Raw genomic sequence first — 16894 nt, forward strand, 5'->3', positions numbered from 1 at the left:
CGGCCTCGGGCAGCTCCTCCTGCGGCCCCTCCTGAGCCACCTCAGGCGGTGGAGTCTCGATCATGTACGTTCCCTATCCCCCGTATACGTGCGGCGCCAGCGTCCCAATGAAGGGAAGATGGCGGTAATCCTCGGCATAGTCCAGCCCGTAGCCCACCACGAATTCATTGGGAATATCAAAGCCGAGGAAATCCACATCGATCTCCACCTTGGCGGCCTCGGGCTTGCGTAGCATCGTGGCGATCCGTACGGACCTAGCGCCACGCGATTCGAGGTTGGATTTGAGCCACGAAAGAGTGAGACCGGAATCAATGATGTCCTCAATAATGAGGACATCGCGCTCCATCACGTCCGTATCCAAATCCTTCAAGATCCGAACCACACCGGAGGACTTGGTGCCACTGCCATAGGAGGAGACGGCCATCCAGTCCATCGTGACAGGCGCGTGAATCTTGCGTACCAGATCCGCCACCACCATGACGGCACCACGCAGCACGCCTATCACCAAGATGTCCTCGCTGCCATACACCTCATCGATGTCACGGGCCATCTCGTCAAGCTTGTTCTGGAGCTGTTCCTCCGTCAGCAAGATCTTCTCGAGATCGTTGCCCATGTCCTTCGCGTCCATCACGGTCCTTTCCATGGTCATGCTTATGGCGCTTGTCTAAGCCTAGCCCCTCGAAGGTGATCCGCCCTCCCCGTTGGACTGCTCGAATCCCCGGTAGGTCGATTCCGCGCCCACCACCGGGCCCGGTCACCAGTTCGTCTAAATGATCGATGTGCCATCCCACAAGTTCGCCGCCACGCGCCCCCGCCTCTAACGCCAGCTCACGCAACACCCGCGTACGCACGGCCCGCGGCAACTCGCGCAACGGCTTAATCTCGGGTTCACTACCCAGCCGCTCACGTTCGTGGGTGGCCCAGGAGGTGAGGGCTTCGTCGTCGGCCTGAAGAAGTTTTGCAGTACGTGCGAGATTTGGGACGATAACGGACCCCAAATCCTCCTCAAGCACCCTTAGTGCATGCGAGCGGAGGGCGGTACGGCGGAGCAGGCTGCCATCTTTGGCGCGCCAGGAGGAGGTGGGATCGTTAGTGGGGTCGTCCACCCATTCGATGCCGGCGTCTCGGAGTCCGGCGCGCAGATCCTGCCGGCGCAGGCCGAGAAGCGGGCGAAGTGCCAGAATGTCCGGGTATTCGGGGAGCGGGCCAACGGGGAGCATGCCGCGCAGGGAGCGAGCGCCAGAGCCGCGAGCCAGCCCGAGTAGGACGGTTTCGGCCTGATCGTCCGCCGTATGGCCGAGCAAAACGGCGGCCGCTGGGGTTTCGCTGGGTGATTCGGTACCGAAGTCAGTGGCTGCGCGGGCGATGGCCCCGTATCGGGCCGTGCGGGCCATCCCTTCGGGACCAGCGCTGGCCCCGGCGGGGGCGGCATCAACTCGGGCGATGAGGGTTTGCCGCGCGCCGAGGGCTTGAAGGCGGGCAGTGACGTCCCGGGCTTCTCCCGCGGATTCTGGGCGCAGGCCGTGATCCACGGTGAGGGTATCGATGATGAGGCCCTCGTGGCGGGCAACAAACAGGGCCGCAGCCGCCAGAGCCATCGAATCGGACCCACCAGAAACCGCGACGAGAAGGCGGGTGCCGGAGCCGATCTGGGCTTGATTTAGAGCGTCTCGGAGGGCCCGCCGCGCGGCGGCGTTCGCCGGATGGGGACCGCTCATAGCACGCGATGCACCCAAGTGAGCGGAGACGCGAGCTCAGCTGGAGATGGCGCGTTCAGCGGATCGTCCCACAGGCGGTTCAGTCCCTCGATACCCGCCTCATCAATCACTCCGTGAACAAAGGATTTCCCCGAGGAATATTGGGACATCTTCAGGTCCATACCGGTGAGCTTATAGACGAAGGTCTTGAGCGGATTCGAGGAGGCGCGGCGCTCGGTCATCGCGCGCTTGAGCTTGGTCAGGCTGGGGATCATTCGGCGGGAGACATTGTTCATCATGTATTCGGCATGGCCTTCAAGCAGGCTCATGATGGCCGTGAGCTCCCCGCCAGGACCCTCGGAAAGCGAAAAGTCGTCGGATGCCGTGCCATTCATGACCGGGCGCACCCGGGAGATCACATAATCGCGAATCCACGGGGCCTGAGCGAACTGGGCTGCGTGGGTGAGCTCGTGAACGGACACCCATAGAGCTAGATCACTTTGATCCAGATCGTAGGAGCGGCCGAACGCCACGATATTGGGGGCTACAAGGAGGAGGCGCCCATCCGTTCCCGTGAAGGGATCGTATTGGCCCAGCACCGAGGAAGCCATGACCGCCAGCCCAGCTCCCATACCCGCCGAGGTGGCCAGATCCGAGGCCGATTCGATGCCGGACTGGGCGCGCTCGCGCAGAGTTGTGGCGGCTTCGGAGAAGCTCGTGCCGGGCTGGGTGGGCATTGGCAGGCCAGTGGATTGGAATGGTTCGGACAGATTAGCCGCTGTGGCCGGCTGGGCGGCCCGGGCAATCGCGTTGAATGACTGGGCCGCGGCCTCTGCCCACCGTGTTCGGTCCACCACGCGCACCGGAATCTGGGAGGTGAAGCTCGCCTGATCTAGCCCGCTGACCTCGGCCACGATACTTGGGGCGCGCTCGGCACTTTCTCGGAGACGTTTGGCAGCCTGCAGCGCCTCGTCAGTTGTCGCCGGGGGTTGGCGGCCCGCCAAGCCCCCGGAAATGCGTCCAACAAGTCGTGAATCGAGATTCATCATATGACTACCGTACGCGGCCGGTAGTAAAGCGGCGAATCCCTAAAGGGCCGCGAGGGTACCAAGGAAATCGTCGATCACTTGGCGAGTTCCGGGGGCGTTGCCTTCCTCAATGTTGTCCACCAGCACCGAGAACGTGAGAAGACGTCCCGAATCCGTATACAGGTAACCGGACAAGGAAGCTGCAGTAATCAGCGTGCCCGTCTTGCCACGAATTCGGCCGCCTAGATCGCCGGTGAGGCGGTCGCCCAGCGTTCCGTTTAGGCCCGCAACTGGCAGGCCCGACGCCAGGGCCTCAAGGTTGCAGCCCTCGCATGTGTAGACGTTCGTGAGGATCGTGGTTTGCAGTTCCGTGGTGACCCGATTCGAGACGGAGAGACCGGAGTTGTCCGCCACCTTCACTCCCTCCATTGGGTAGTCCAGCGAGGTGAGGATGTCCGTGGTTGCCTGTGCTGCACCCTCGAACGTTCCCTCCTCACCCTGGCTAACTCCCACGAGGTGGCCCAGCACCTCGGCCAAGGAATTGTTGGAGTCAGTGAGCATAAGATCTACCCACACCCGCACACTCGCGCTCTCTACTGTGCCAATTGTGGTGGCGTTGTCCGGGGCTGTGGCTGGATCAATCACGTCCGCCTTAATTCCCCTCTCGGAAAGGGCATCGGCGAATACACTGACGGCATCGCCTCCCGGATCGCTGGAGTATTGCCCCGAATCGTTGCGCCCGAAGTCCACGGCAATCGGACTCATTGGCATGACGTAGGCCGTATCTGAACCTTCAACGTCGGGGTGATAGTCCGTACCTGAGAAGAGGGAAGAATCAACGGATAGCTTGATGCTGGTTTCGCCTTGCTCGGTTAGCTGTTCGGCAACCTGATCGGCCAGATCCCCGAGGCCAGCGTGTCCGTTCACCGCGGCGGGGTCTCCTTCACCTGCCGCCAACATGACGTCCCCGCCTCCCACAAGGTAGAGCGTGCCATCGGCAAACGAAGCGGTTGTTTTCATCGTCGTATCCGGCCCCAGCTCCTCGAGTGCTACAACGCTCGTAAGAAGCTTCTGGTTGGAGGCCGGCAGTCGCGCCTCAGTTTCATTGAGAGCGCCCAGTTCTTCTCCCGTCAGTGTATCCGTCACGCGCACAGATGGATCGCCCTTGAGCCTAGAATCGTCCACGAAGCCTGTGATGGCTGCCGATACGGCCTGCGTAGATGGAACGGCAACCTCTTCATCAAACACAGGGGAGGTAGGGTCAGAGGCCCCAATCGGTTCAATACTCGGGTATTCTTGAGCAGAATCGGCAACCGGCCGCGTTGTTATGAGTCCCGGGGTAAGATCGAAGGCATCCGCTAGAACGTAGGAGCCGCCGAGCGCCAGCACGGCGATTACTGCAACCTGAGTTTTACGATTCACACTGCTAGTGTCGCATAAAGCTAACCGGTCAGGCTCACGCCTGACCGAAGCCATCAGCACGAAGGAGAATGCCGATGATGGAATTCGATGTCACTATCGAGATCCCTAAGGGTAACCGGAACAAGTACGAGCTTGATCATGAGAGCGGGCGCATCCGCCTTGATCGCATGCTCTTCACCTCCACTCGCTACCCTGACGATTACGGGTTCATCGATGACACCCTCGGAGAAGACGGTGATCCCCTTGACGCCCTCGTTCTCCTCGAAGAGCCCACCTTCCCCGGCTGCGTGATTCGCTGCCGTGCGCTCGGCATGTTCCGCATGCGCGATGAGCATGGCGGCGATGACAAGGTGCTGTGCGTGCCTTCCGGGGATCAGCGCGCCTCTTGGCGTACCGAGATCGAGGATGTCTCCGAATTCCATCGCCTCGAGATCCAGCACTTCTTCGAGGTGTATAAGGACTTGGAGCCGGGTAAGTCGGTTGAAGGTGCCCATTGGGTTGGCCGCGCAGACGCCGAGGAAGAGATCCAGCGTTCCTATGATCGCGCCAAAGAAGAGGGCTACTACGATCACTGAGTAAGCACACAGAAGCTTGAGCGCCTCAAGCACAGAGAAAACGGTGGTGTGACTTTGAGGTCACACCACCGTTTTCATATACCTTTTTGTTCAGGATTCACCCTGTTGCTGAGTACGAGGGTTATGTCCCTCGCATCGAACCACAACGTGAATACTGAGCGGATCCTGACCTAGGCTGAGCGGATCCAGACCGGGGCCGAGCGGCCCTGACCGGGAAGGATTAGCCGAATACTCGGACCACCTTGGAAGGGGTTCCAATCCAGCTGTCCGGCCCGATCCGGGTACCCATCCCCGGGTTCCAAGCACCAATGTTCTGCCCACCACCGAGGCTGATCGCCACGTGGCCCGGCCAGAACAGAATGTCACCGGGCTTCGCCTGGGAGTAAGGCACCGTGTACCCTACCGACGGCGTGAAGCTGGTGCGGTTATAACCATTAATCGTCACACCCTGAAGGCTGTACACGTATTGCACGAATCCGATGCAATCCCAACCGGAGGTCGACTTACCGCCCCAGACGTACGGAATGCCAATAAAGGACTTCGCCTTACTGACAATCGCGGCAGCAGAACCCGTGCTGGGCTTCGGCTTCGACGGAGTCGTCTGTGTTGGCTTAGGCGCAGGCGTCTGAGTCTTGGTTGGCTTAGGCGCAGGCGTCTGAGTCTTGGTCGGCTTAGGCGCAGGCGTCTGAGTCTTGGTTGGCTTAGGCGCAGGCGTTGTCGTCGTGGGCTTGGGCGCAGGCGTCTTGGTCTGCGTCGGCGCGGGCGTGGATGTAGCCGTTGGCTTGGGCGCGGTGGTGGCCTCTGGCTGGGTAGGTTCGGAAGTCGGCTCGCTGGTTTCAGCGGGTTCGGCCGCATCTGATTCAGACGTATCCTCGCCGGCTGCAGCCTCGTCGCCAGCTGCAGCATCATCGGTAGCTTCCTCGCCGCTCGCCGCATCGTCCTCAGCCGAATTATCGGCCACTGGCGCCTGATCAGCGTTCTCGGTGAAGAGAGCCTCAGCGGCTTCAATCTTCTCCTGCTGGGCTACCTTAGCCTCCTCCTTGGCCTTGGCTTCCTTCTTATCCTGAAGGTCACGCTCAATCTTGGCGGTGGTGCCCTTCTGAGCTGCAAGCTGAGTTACCAGTTCCTCACGCTGAGTACTGATCTCGTCGAGGCGCTGGGTAGATTCCTTTTCCTCTGCGGCGGCGTCATCGGCAGCCTTCTTGGCCTTGTCCGCAGCCTTCTGATACTTCTCCGTCTTGGCAGTGGCCTCATCTCGCATGGAGTTGGCTACGTCCTGAAGCGCCTCAAACTCCTGAACGCGCTTATCAGCATCCTGACCCACAAGATCGTAAGCGCGGGAGTACTGAGTGGCTTCTTCGAAGGAACTACCACCTAAGAGGTACTCGGCACCCGGAAGCATCCCCGCACCATCGCGATACATCGCGGCGGAAACCTGCCCCAGATCCTGCTTGGCATCTTCCACCTTGGCAGCTGCATCATCAGCAGCCTTGTTGGCGTAGACGGCCTCATCGAGCGCATCTTGAAGCTTCGCTTCGGCCTCAAGCTGAGCAGCCTTCGCGTCCGCAGCCTTGTTTCCAAGTTCATTGTTTTCCGCGGCGAGCTGGGCGAGTTCAACTTCAATGCTGCTCAGGCTTTCGGTGGTTTCCTGCTCAGCGGCCTTCGAATCCTCGAGTGCCTTACTATCCGAATCGTCGGCGGCAACGGGCGCGGCAATGCTGCCCGCAACTACCGCGATAGCGGCCGTCAAAGACAACGAGCCGCGAATCCTAGATTTACCCACAATTATCTCCGTCAATGTGCGCACTAAATTCCATACGACCCTGAATCTATAACATTTCTGTCAAAATTGAAACACTTACAACAGTATTCACACAGTTATCTTTTGTAACATCCGTTTCACCCACCACAGCCATGTTCGCATAAATCGCCGAAATACCGCCATAAACCCCGCCAATTGTGGCGTCCTCACGTACATACTTCTGTTATCTTCGGTCGTCTCACACTGCAATTGGCCCGTTATAATCTCATGCCCTGAGACATTCAGCCTTTCACTTGACGCCTCCCCACTGTGGCCGCTTATGCTTCCGTTTATGACCATGCGAATGTCCAATTAGCGCGCACCTCGTGCGCTTCCCAGCCCATCCGAACAATTATTGTGCGGGCTGGTAAGGACAAATTGGCCAACAGGCGTGTCCGCCGCCCGCTCCCAATGAGGGAGAAAAGAAATGACTAACATCAACGATTCATGGACTTTCGACACGCTTCAGGTCCACGCCGGGCAAGTCCCAGATCCACAGTTCGGAGCCCGCGCGCTCCCTATCTACCAGACCACGTCTTACGTGTTCCAAGATGCCGATCAGGCCGCCGGGCGCTTCGCTCTGACCGATCCGGGCCCGATCTACACCCGTCTAAACAATCCCACGAGCACCGTGGTGGAAGAGCGCATCGCGGCTCTTGAGGGAGGCGCCGCCGCCCTCCTGCTCGCCTCGGGCGAAGCCGCAGAGTTCTACACGTTCCTCAACCTTGCTCAGGCCGGGGACAACATCGTCTCCTCGCCATCTCTGTACGGCGGTACGTACCAGCTTCTTAAGACAACGCTCAAGCAGCTGGGCATCAACGTCCACTGGGTGGAGGATCCGGACAGCATCGATTCGTGGCGCGCAGCTATCGATGAAAACACGAAGGCCCTCTACGGCGAAACCATCCCGAACCCCAAGGGCGATATTCTTGATCTTGAGCCGCTCGGTAAACTGGCCCACGAACACGACATCCCGCTGGTTGTGGACAACACGATCGGCACTCCCTACAACGTTCGCCCGCTTGAGCACGGCGCGGACATCGTAGTGGAATCGGCCACCAAGTTCCTCGGCGGCCACGGCACCGCCCTTGGTGGAGTCATCACGGAGAAGGGCGATTTCAACTGGGCGAACGGCAAGTTCCCCCTGCTAGCCACCCCCGATGAGAGCTACAACGGCATCACATTCTCAGACCTTGGCCCAGGCGGCTTCGTCACCCGCATCCGCGCCACACTCCTGCGGGATACCGGTGCCACCATCTCCCCGTTCAACGCCTTCCTGATCGCTCAGGGCCTCGAAACCCTTTCGCTGCGCATGGAGCGCCACCTGAGCAATACGCGCGCCGTCGTCGACTTCCTTGATAAGCGCGACGAAGTAGAGTTCGTACGCTACTCGGGACTGGTCACTTCTCCCTACTACGAACTCGCGCAAAAGTACGCGCCTAAGGGCGCGGGCTCAGTCTTCACGTTCGAACTCAAGGGTGGACGCGAGGCCGGCATCGCCTTCGTCAACGCACTCACTCTGTTCTCAAACCTTGCAAATATCGGAGACGTTCGTTCCCTCGTGATTCACCCGGCCTCCACTACACATTCCCAGTTGGACGACGACGAATTGGCCGCCTCCGGCATTTCCGCGGGGACGATTCGCCTCTCGATTGGAATTGAAGGAATCGACGATATCCTTGCCGATCTCACACGTGGCCTTCAGGCTGCAGCAAAGGTGTCCGCCTAAATGTGTCCTCCACCCGCTCCCCGTTTCCTTGTTGGCCATCCGCAACTCGATCCTGTGACCGATGCGGAGCCCATCGGGGACTTCGATACCGGCTACCATCCACGCCCTCGGTTGAATATTCCGGCCTCGGGGGCATGGAAGGAAGGCGATGATCCCGGGGAGCGGGTGTTTGAGGACATCGGCCCACTAGAGCTGGAGCTTGGCTCGCGCCTGCCCAACGTGCGGATGGCTTACGAGACGTGGGGGGAGCTCAATGCGGATGGCAGCAATGCCGTCCTGCTCTGTCACGCTCTAACGGGCGATTCACACGCGACAAGCAAATCAGGCAACAGCGGCTGGTGGCACGGGATCGTGGGCCCGGGCAAGGCCATCGACACTACCAAATACTTCGTTGTGTGTCCCAACGTATTGGGTGGCTGCCAGGGAACCACGGGACCATCATCGATTGCGCCTGACGGGCGCCCGTGGGGGCCGCGATTTCCCGAGATCACGATGCGGGACATGGTGGCGGCCGAAGCAAAGCTGGCCGATATCCTCGGTGTGCGCGTGTGGGCGCTGATTGCCGGAGCATCCTTTGGCGGGAACCTAGTCATGGAGTGGGCTGGGTCTTTCCCCGAGCGCACCGGGGCGATCGCCGTGCTCGTCTCGGGGCCGGCCTCCACCGCCGAGCAGGTTGCCTTCGCTCACTTCCAAAAGGAAGCCATCCTCCTAGACCCCAAGTTCCGCGGCGGCCACTACTACGATGCCGCCGACGGGGATGGGCCGCATGACGGATTGGGTTTGGCTCGCGAGATCGCGCACTTAACATATCGGTGCGCACCCGAGCTTGCCAGCCGCTTCGATCGCACACCCCAAGAGGGCGAGGATCCCCTGCACGGCGGGCGATTCGCCGTAGAGAGTTATCTGGATTACCACGCCTATAAGCTGGCCATGCGGTTTGACGCCAACTCATACCTTGTCATCAATCAAGCCTTCATCACTCACGATATCGGGCGCGGACGCGGTGGGACTACGGCGGTGCTGGAGAATCTGCGCATGCCGGCCCTCGTGGTGCAGGTTGATTCCGATCGCCTTTTCTATCCGGATGATATGCAGGCTTTGGCAGATACCTTGCCCGGCGCCGGGCCGGTTCTCACCGTGTCCTCGCGGCACGGCCACGATGGCTTCCTCGTGGAGAACGATCAGGTTTCGGCAATTCTCGAGGACTTCTTGGCCACCCTCCCTATTGGCGGGTCTCTCCCCAATTAACTGGTGCTCTGCCCCTCATCCCATTTTTGACGCTGTAAGTATTGGGGTTGGCTGGTCTGGGACGAGCTGGCAGGGTTGGTGGTGGCTGTTCTCGGGGCTGGGCGTGACCCTTTTTGACGCTGTTCCCACTCTTGGTGGTGACTAGGGTTTGATATGTCCGCCTAGTGCTCGGGGGTGGCCGCTACCTGCCCGGTCCACGATGGTGATTTGATCAGAAGCTTGTCCACCCTGCGGGGCGTGACTTTTTACAGCATTATCCCGCCGTGAAACTTTCCCGGACTGGTAACGGCCTACGGTCATTCTTTATCAGTTCTAGTGAAAGGATCACCGCAATGTCTATCGTTGCAGATCATCACGGGTTTGTCATTGGCGTGGACTGCCACGCCAAAAACCACGTCTACAGTATCGCCACTGCCAGGGGCGACATTCTGGCCACACGCCAGTTCCCGACCACGGCGGCGGGGATGGGTCGGGCCATTTCTTGGGTCGGGAGAACCACTGGTGGGGACATGTCGGCGCTGTTTGCGATTGAGGGAACCGCCACCTATGGGGCCAACCTATCCCGGCTGGCCGCCCGGGCCGGCTACACGCGAGTCGAGGCCCCCTGGACAGGAAAGTCTTCCAAGGGCAAGAGCGACGAGATTGATGCCGGCAAGATCGCACGGGCGACCCTAGCCTGCCAGATCGACCAGCTACGTGACCCACGCGCGGACGGGATCCGCGGAGCCCTCGCCATTTTGCTGGCTAGCCGCAACCAGATCCAAACAGCCAAGACCAGTGCGAAAAACCAGTTGACCGCCCTGACCCGGTTCCACGATCTGGGTATCGATGTACGCAAGACAATGAGCATGAAACAGATCCGAGCCATCGCTACCTGGCAGGCCCGCGATACTGGAGATATTGCCGTGTTCTACGCCAGACGGGAAGCAATCGACCTAGCACAGTCGATCCTTCAGCTGGAGAAGAAGGCAGCCACCAATCAGGCTGAGATCCTCGCCTTGGTTCGCCAGTCCGAAGCCGGGCCCTTGTTGGAAGAGAAAGGGTATGGTCCGATCTCGGTGGCCCAGATCTTCGTGTCGTTCTCCCATGCCGGCCGGATCGAGACCGAAGCCAAGTTCGCCGCCTTAGCCGGGGTTAACCCGGTCCCGGCTTCCTCCGGCAATACCGTGCGCCACCGCCTCAACAGGGGCGGTGATAGGCAGCTCAATAGTGCCCTGCACACGATCGCGTTGACGAAAATGAGAACCGACGAACAAACCAAAGCCTATGTCGCTCGCCGCCGCCTAGAAGGTAAAACCGACCGTGAAATCCGCCGCTGCCTCAAACGCTACCTCGCCCGCCACGCCTACCGAACACTCAACCACACCCCACCCACCCAACCTTGACAAACATAGAAGCATCAAACCCGGTTTGGTTTCTAGAGAGTTGACGTAGACCCGAACAACTCCATCGGGAGCTGACGCAAAGCCGGTTTGGTTTCTATAGGCTTGACGCAATCTCTGGGACGACGACAGGTCTACACCTCCGCATCCACGTGGCATGATAAAACTATGAACGTATGGGAGGACGACCTTCTAGGTCTTGGTTACGTACAGATGACCCTTCCCTTGCAGAGGGACGATGAGGGGCCCGTTGTGGCCACTCTGATCAAGTACGTGCCCGAATTCGATCCGGGATCACGGGAGATCCCTGCGTCTCCAATTTTCGCAGTCTTGGCCGTGCACGGCTGGAACGATTATTTCTATCACCGCGAACTTGCTAGGGCCATCGCCGCCGCGGGTGGAGCCTTCTACGCCGTAGATCTCCGGAAGTATGGACGCAGCCTGCGGGACTGGCAGACGTTCGGCTACATCACCGATCTGACTGATTATAGTCAGGAGATCAAGGCCTGCCTTCAGGTGATTGCCGCTGACCATGACTCCATCCCACTCGTGCTTTACGGCCACTCCACCGGTGGGCTTATCACTGCGCTGTGGGCCGATGCCAACCACGGGCAGATCGACGGGCTCATCCTAAATTCCCCGTGGTTAGAGTTGCAGGCCTCTACGTCAATCCGTCAGATGGGCACTCCTATTATCGACCTTGTGGCCCGGCTTTCTCCGAAGACCGAAATCCCGCTTCCGGAAAACGATTTCTATCAACGAGCCCTGACGGCAACTCCCCCGCCGGGTGCGGAGAAGATTCCGAACGTTCCAGCGGGCACAACCGATCCATTTTGGACCACGGGTTGGGAACCGGACCCTCGCTACCGGCGTGGTTTGGGCCAGCCCGTACGCGCTGCTTGGCTGGCCGCGATCCTCAAAGGCCAAGCTCGGGTGGCCGATGGGCTCTCGATTCGCTGTCCGGTTCTTGTGCTGACTTCAGCCTCATCCGTGACAGCGGCGAGCGAATGGCGCGAAGAACAGCGCGCCAAGGATTCGGTACTCGACGTTGAACAAATATGGAAGCGCGTGGCCCACTTAGGAAACCATGTAACGCTGGCCAAGCTGGAAGGCGCTATTCACGACGTTGTTCTTTCCCGCGAATCCGTGCGCAACAAAGCGTTCAATGAGATCAACCATTTCATCCGCGCTTACGTGACGAACGAATACTAGAGTTCACCGAGGCGTTTGCCTCCGGGAACGCGCCACACACTCCAACCGTCAACACCAGCGATTCCCGAAGCGGCCGATGCCGCTTCAGAAGGATCGGTGTACACCCGCCCATCCGGCAGCACGATCGTGCCCCACGCCGTGACCCGGGCAGATAGGCTGATGTTGCGACGCCGCTGGCTCCACACCACTGAAAAAGGGGCACCATAGCGCTGAGCGATCTGAATGAGGCGGCTGGGAGTTCCCACATGGTCGTGATCAGCAGCCCGCTGAACCGCTTCGGAAGAGAACGTTGCCGCAGATGATTCGGAGATCGTTTGCGGCACTGGGCGGCCGCCGTGCACCGGCGCGGAGTTCTCCCACAGATCCTGCTCTCGCCGAGATCCAGAAGCATCAGTCGATTGGGCGAAGGCCGTTGGACCCGTGTACCCGGGAACGTTCGCGAATGCCGAAGGCGCGGCACCGCGCTCGGGGCGGTCAAGCCGCACTGGACGCTCCGGACCGGATTCGGTAGCAGGCTTATCGCGGGAGATCTGCGAGCGCCTACTGTGGGAGCGCCGCGGCTTCTTTTCCTGAACCGGTGCCTCGGACTCTTCGCCTGCCAACATCGACCGAAGCTGATCGATCTGCGCCTCCGTGGACAATTCCTCGGGCTCTTCGAGCACGTCAGTCTCGGGCTTATCCTGCTTCTCTGGCGCATTCCGCACAACCTGAGGCTGCACTGGTTCGGGCTGTTCAGGGTGCTCCGTAACCTGCTCCGCAAATACCTCGATCGATTCTGAAGGCGACACAGATTCTTCAACTGCCGGTTCAGGCTGGCCAGCCACAGGCTCGGGATCATCCACCGGCTCCTGCGAACTTGCATTGCCCCCCGAGCCCCAATTCTCTGGAAGCGCCGGTCCCGCAGCTTCTTCGCCTACGATCTCACCGCTTACGGCTTCCGGCTCGACTTCTTGCTCGGACTCAATGGGATCGAGTGCCGGTTCTGGCAATGTTTCTGCTATCGCTTCAGGAGTAGCAGTTTCCTGCGGCGCAGGCGATTCATCGAGCTCTGTCACCTCCGCAGCAAGGGGCAGCTCTTCAGGCCCTGATGCTTCAGCCGGAGCATCCAGAAGCTGTTCGTTGTAATGCTGAGCGGAGGAAAGGATGGCCCCTAGCCGTCCGGGTTGAGGCCGCAGTTGCTCGAAAGAGACCAAGACCTGTGATCCACCGTCATGGAGGGAGGCCCTGCGAACATCCAAACCGCCGCCTGCAAGGGCATCTACTGCTGCACGGACCGTATCGTCAATGCCAAGAACCACCAAGTACAGGCGCGGTCCAGGGGCAGGATGCGGCGGGCACGCATCAAGGAACAACCGCCAATCGCGGGGGAAGCTGCGGGCACCCGGCCCATAGATGAGAGCGAGGCTAGAGCGGCTCATTTCCCCATGCCGGCCAGCGCGCGCCAAGGAGCCAAGAAGCTCGTCCGCGTCAAGGTAATCGATCACTTCAACTGTCACAGTTTGACCAGTTGGATCCAGCGCAATGAGTGATTCTCGCGAACCGTCGCTAGCAGGCTCAGATTGCCACGCGACCGGGAACAAGGGAACGTCCAACAGCTCAATCACGCGTTCCCGAATTGCCGCCATAGATTCAGCTGTTACTCCGGCATCGCTTGTGCTCACTGCCTGAGCAGGAACCAATCGCCCATTTTCAAGCGCGAAAACCGACATGCCAAATACCCCCTGAACTGGGCTTGCGAGACTCCCTTAGTTTAGTCGAGTTTCAGCACTTCTAGTACTGGCACACGCTCCGCCTTAGTGTCTCCACTAACCCAATTAATATTAACGTGAAAGTCAGGCTATTCCGATAGACGCGACGCTGTAGCCCTCCCGTCACGCAGAAGCTCGGCCAGATGAATACCGTGAGATCCCTCCAATTGAGCGGCTTGAGTACGGCACGAGAATCCATCGGCTAAGAAGATAGCGTTCTTATCGGCATGTCGTAAGGCGGGCAGAAGCTTGTTCTCTGCCACCGCCACGGAAACGTCATAGTGGCCCGCCTCCATACCGAAGTTTCCGGCCAAGCCACAGCAGCCCGTCACCTTGGTGATTGTTGCCCCGGTCCGTTTGAGCAGCTCCTCATCTGTGCGCCATCCCATAACCGAGTAGTGATGGCAATGGGGCTGAACCACAATTTCTACACCGGTCAGATCTGGAACGGAGAACTCTTCGGCAGGACCAATCGGTGCCGGGGCCGTGAGCAGTTCGGAGAGGGTGTACGTCATCTTCGAAACCAGCTCGCTGCGGGCATCCTCAGGAAGTAGATCCAGAAGATCAGAGCGCAGGACGGCCGTACATGAAGGCTCCACACCAACGATCGGAATACCGTTGGCGGCAAATGGTGCCAACACCTCTAGGAGGTGTGTCAGTTTCCTCTTTGCGGACGTTAGCTGACCGGTAGAGATCGAGGTAAGGCCGCAGCAGGTTGACTCCGGCGGAATGAGGACGGTGTAGCCAGCTTTCTGCAGCAGCTCAACCTCCGCGCGCGCACCGCTCGAATCTAGGGTCTCAGAGAACGAATCGGCCCACAGCATCACGTAGCGCTTATTCCCCAGCTTGCTGGGATTAAACGAGGAGAGGCCCTTTGCCTGAGGAGACCGCGAAAACCGCTTGGTCGCGAACTTCGGCATGCCGCGACGGGGATCAATCCCGAAGATCTTGAATCCAATCTTCCTCACGGGTGCTATGGACATGAAAGCATTAGCAACTCCGGCAACGAACGGCACCTTAGTGACAGCTCCTGCCAACGTTGGCAGGTTACCAAGCGTATAATGAGTGCGTGGCCGCTTCTTGCCCTGATAGGCGCGGAAGAGAACCTCACTGCGGTAGCGTGCCACATCGATGCCCGTGGGGCAGTCTCGCGAGCACGCCTTGCATGATAGGCACAGATCGAGCGATTCAAGAACCTCGGGCGAATCCCAATCTGAGAAGAGCTCCCCATTGGCAAGCTCTTGAAGCACACGGGCACGCCCGCGGGTCACGTCCTTCTCATCCTGAGTTGCCGCATAGGACGGACACATGAAGAAGCCTGCATCAAATCGATCGGCACGGCAGTTACCTACTCCGGTGCAGCGGTGCACGGCTTGGGTAAAGCTATCGTCGTCGTCCCCAAAATGGAATCCACCCGCGTAGCTGAGCACGCGTGCCTCCGGGCGGCGCAGTAGGCCGTCAACGGTGTCTGGGTTCACGAGTACGCCGGGATTCAGGATACCGGCCGGATCGAACAGCGCCTTGACCTGAGCGAAAGTCTCGATAATTTCGGGCGAGTACATGCGTGGAAGCATCTCGGAGCGCGCGCGGCCATCTCCGTGTTCGCCGGATAGGCTGCCACCGTGGGAGGCCACCAAGTCCGCAGCTTGTTCCATGAAGGCCCGGAAAATCGGCGTGCTGGTTCGCGAATCGATGGGGAAATCGATGCGGATGTGCACGCATCCATCGCCGAAGTGCCCGTACATAAGCCCGTCTAGTCCGTGCTTGTTCAGCAGGGCGCGCAGCTCGCGCAGGTAATTGCCCAGTTTCTCCGGGGGAACGGCGGAATCCTCCCACCCTGCCCACGCCGGATGATCCTCAGGCGTCCGCCCGCCAAGGCCAGCGCCATCGGCGCGGATACGCCACAGTTCATCGGCTTCGGGCCCGGCGGGGCAAACTCGGTATGAGGTGGTGTTCGCTGTACGCGCCAGCTCCTCGGCGCGTGCAAGAACGTCATCCTTGCTTTCGCCTTCCTCGGCACCGATCTCGATGAACAGCCATCCGCCACCGGCGGGAAGCTCAGGTACGGAACCCTTATGGCGGCGAACAACCTCGACAAGGTGGGCATCTACGCCCTCCACCGCCAGTGGATTGTATGCCAGCAGTGCCGGAACATCGTCCGCGGCAGCAGGCATATCCTCGTACCCCAGCACCACGAGGGCCGGTGACTGGGCCACGGGGACCAGCCGCACGGTAGCCTCCGTGACAACCGCGAGCGTACCCTCCGACCCGACGAGGAACTTCGCTAGATCCGTCCCGTTTTCCGGCAGGAGGTGCTCCAGAGAGTAGCCGGACACTTGACGCTTGAAACGCCCCATCTCCGTCCGGATAGTGGCCAGGTGATCGCTCACGATTTCGGAGAGTCCATCGACCACCGTGTCTCCGCGGCCCGCGACGATCTGGGTGCCGTCCGCAAGAAAGGCGGTGAGTTCGTGAATGTTATCGGCCGTGCGCCCGTAGGCAACGGCGTGCGGACCACATGCGTTGTTCCCGATCATGCCGCCAAAAGTCGCGCGGTTCTGCGTAGAGGGATCCGGCCCGAAACGCAGGCCGAACTTACCGGCCGCCTTCTGAAGGCTGGCCTCGATCACACCTGGCTGGACACGTGCGGTCCTCTTCTCAGGATCGATCTCCAGTATCTTGTCCATGTGACGTGAAAAATCTAGAACGATTCCCGGGCCCACGGCATTGCCTGCACAGGAGGTTCCCGCACCGCGTGAGGTAAGCGGAACACCGGTTTCGCGCGCTACGGCGAGGGCCGCAGCCACATCATCGGCATCCTTTGGGTAGGCCACAACCTTGGGGACTACACGATATGTTGAGCCATCTGTTGAGTATTCGGCCCTGCGCCGCGTTGACCCGTCCACTTCGCCTTTGAGGACGTCTTGGAGCTTTCCGGCTACATCATCGCTTGTCATCTGGTCCATTGGTCCATTGTGCACGTCAACCCCTGCCAATTTCTGGGCCGTCTGGCATACGCAAAGGGACTCGCACCTAATTCGCCAAGATGAAG

At 60.0% G+C, this 16894-nt stretch carries 12 protein-coding genes; 5 read left to right on the plus strand and 7 right to left on the minus strand.

Annotation, left to right across the window (positions count from 1 at the left end):
* Positions 1-73: 73 nt before the first annotated feature.
* From hpt to DD236_RS07740, 4 genes are read right to left on the minus strand one after another with little or no spacing between them, the layout of a single operon-like run.
* The gene (gene hpt / locus DD236_RS07725; protein WP_109093812.1) at positions 74-628 is read right to left on the minus strand and encodes a hypoxanthine phosphoribosyltransferase; all 555 of its coding nucleotides are present in this window, start codon (positions 626-628) and stop codon (positions 74-76) included.
* Entirely contained in the window at positions 555-1718 is a 1164-nt protein-coding gene (gene tilS / locus DD236_RS07730; RefSeq protein ID WP_109093813.1) for a tRNA lysidine(34) synthetase TilS, read from the minus strand. The genes hpt and tilS overlap by 74 nt, the downstream gene beginning before the upstream one ends.
* The gene (locus DD236_RS07735; RefSeq protein WP_109093814.1) at positions 1715-2746 is read right to left on the minus strand and encodes a zinc-dependent metalloprotease; all 1032 of its coding nucleotides are present in this window, start codon (positions 2744-2746) and stop codon (positions 1715-1717) included. The genes tilS and DD236_RS07735 overlap by 4 nt, the downstream gene beginning before the upstream one ends.
* A gap of 39 nt (positions 2747-2785) precedes the next feature.
* Positions 2786-4147 carry a D-alanyl-D-alanine carboxypeptidase/D-alanyl-D-alanine-endopeptidase gene (locus tag DD236_RS07740; protein ID WP_165819861.1) on the minus strand — a complete coding sequence of 454 codons (1362 nt, stop codon included), beginning with the start codon at positions 4145-4147 and terminating at the stop codon, positions 2786-2788.
* Positions 4148-4224: 77 nt separating this feature from the next.
* On the opposite strand from DD236_RS07740, the gene DD236_RS07745 reads away from it, so the two are divergent.
* Entirely contained in the window at positions 4225-4722 is a 498-nt protein-coding gene (locus DD236_RS07745) for an inorganic diphosphatase (RefSeq protein WP_109094084.1), read from the plus strand.
* Between the two features lie 220 nt (positions 4723-4942).
* On the opposite strand, the gene DD236_RS07750 is transcribed toward DD236_RS07745, so the two are convergent.
* Entirely contained in the window at positions 4943-6529 is a 1587-nt protein-coding gene (locus DD236_RS07750; protein WP_109093816.1) for a C40 family peptidase, read from the minus strand.
* A gap of 421 nt (positions 6530-6950) precedes the next feature.
* On the opposite strand from DD236_RS07750, the gene DD236_RS07755 reads away from it, so the two are divergent.
* The 4 genes from DD236_RS07755 (at position 6951) to DD236_RS07770 (ending at position 12094) form a co-directional block, all read left to right on the plus strand.
* Entirely contained in the window at positions 6951-8252 is a 1302-nt protein-coding gene (locus DD236_RS07755) for an O-acetylhomoserine aminocarboxypropyltransferase/cysteine synthase family protein (RefSeq protein WP_109093817.1), read from the plus strand.
* Entirely contained in the window at positions 8253-9500 is a 1248-nt protein-coding gene (gene metX, locus DD236_RS07760) for a homoserine O-acetyltransferase MetX (RefSeq protein ID WP_109093818.1), read from the plus strand.
* Positions 9501-9823: 323 nt separating this feature from the next.
* Positions 9824-10885, plus strand: a complete 1062-nt coding sequence (locus DD236_RS07765; protein ID WP_165819884.1) for an IS110 family RNA-guided transposase — start codon at positions 9824-9826, stop codon at positions 10883-10885.
* 165 nt (positions 10886-11050) lie between these two features.
* Positions 11051-12094 carry an alpha/beta hydrolase gene (locus DD236_RS07770; protein ID WP_109093820.1) on the plus strand — a complete coding sequence of 348 codons (1044 nt, stop codon included), beginning with the start codon at positions 11051-11053 and terminating at the stop codon, positions 12092-12094.
* Here the strand turns inward: DD236_RS07770 and DD236_RS07775 are convergent.
* Both DD236_RS07775 and DD236_RS07780 read right to left on the minus strand, forming a co-directional pair.
* A complete protein-coding gene (locus tag DD236_RS07775) occupies positions 12091-13803 on the minus strand; it encodes a restriction system modified-DNA reader domain-containing protein (protein WP_109093821.1) in 1713 nt (570 codons plus the stop codon). The two genes, DD236_RS07770 and DD236_RS07775, sit on opposite strands and share 4 nt — an antisense overlap.
* Positions 13804-13931: 128 nt before the next feature.
* Positions 13932-16808 (minus strand): FAD-binding and (Fe-S)-binding domain-containing protein, encoded by a 2877-nt coding sequence (locus tag DD236_RS07780; protein ID WP_109093822.1) that lies wholly within the window; start codon positions 16806-16808, stop codon positions 13932-13934.
* Between the last annotated feature and the right edge of the window lie 86 nt (positions 16809-16894).

This window comes from Ancrocorticia populi (genome assembly GCF_003123745.1).
Taxonomy (GTDB): domain Bacteria; phylum Actinomycetota; class Actinomycetes; order Actinomycetales; family Actinomycetaceae; genus Ancrocorticia; species Ancrocorticia populi.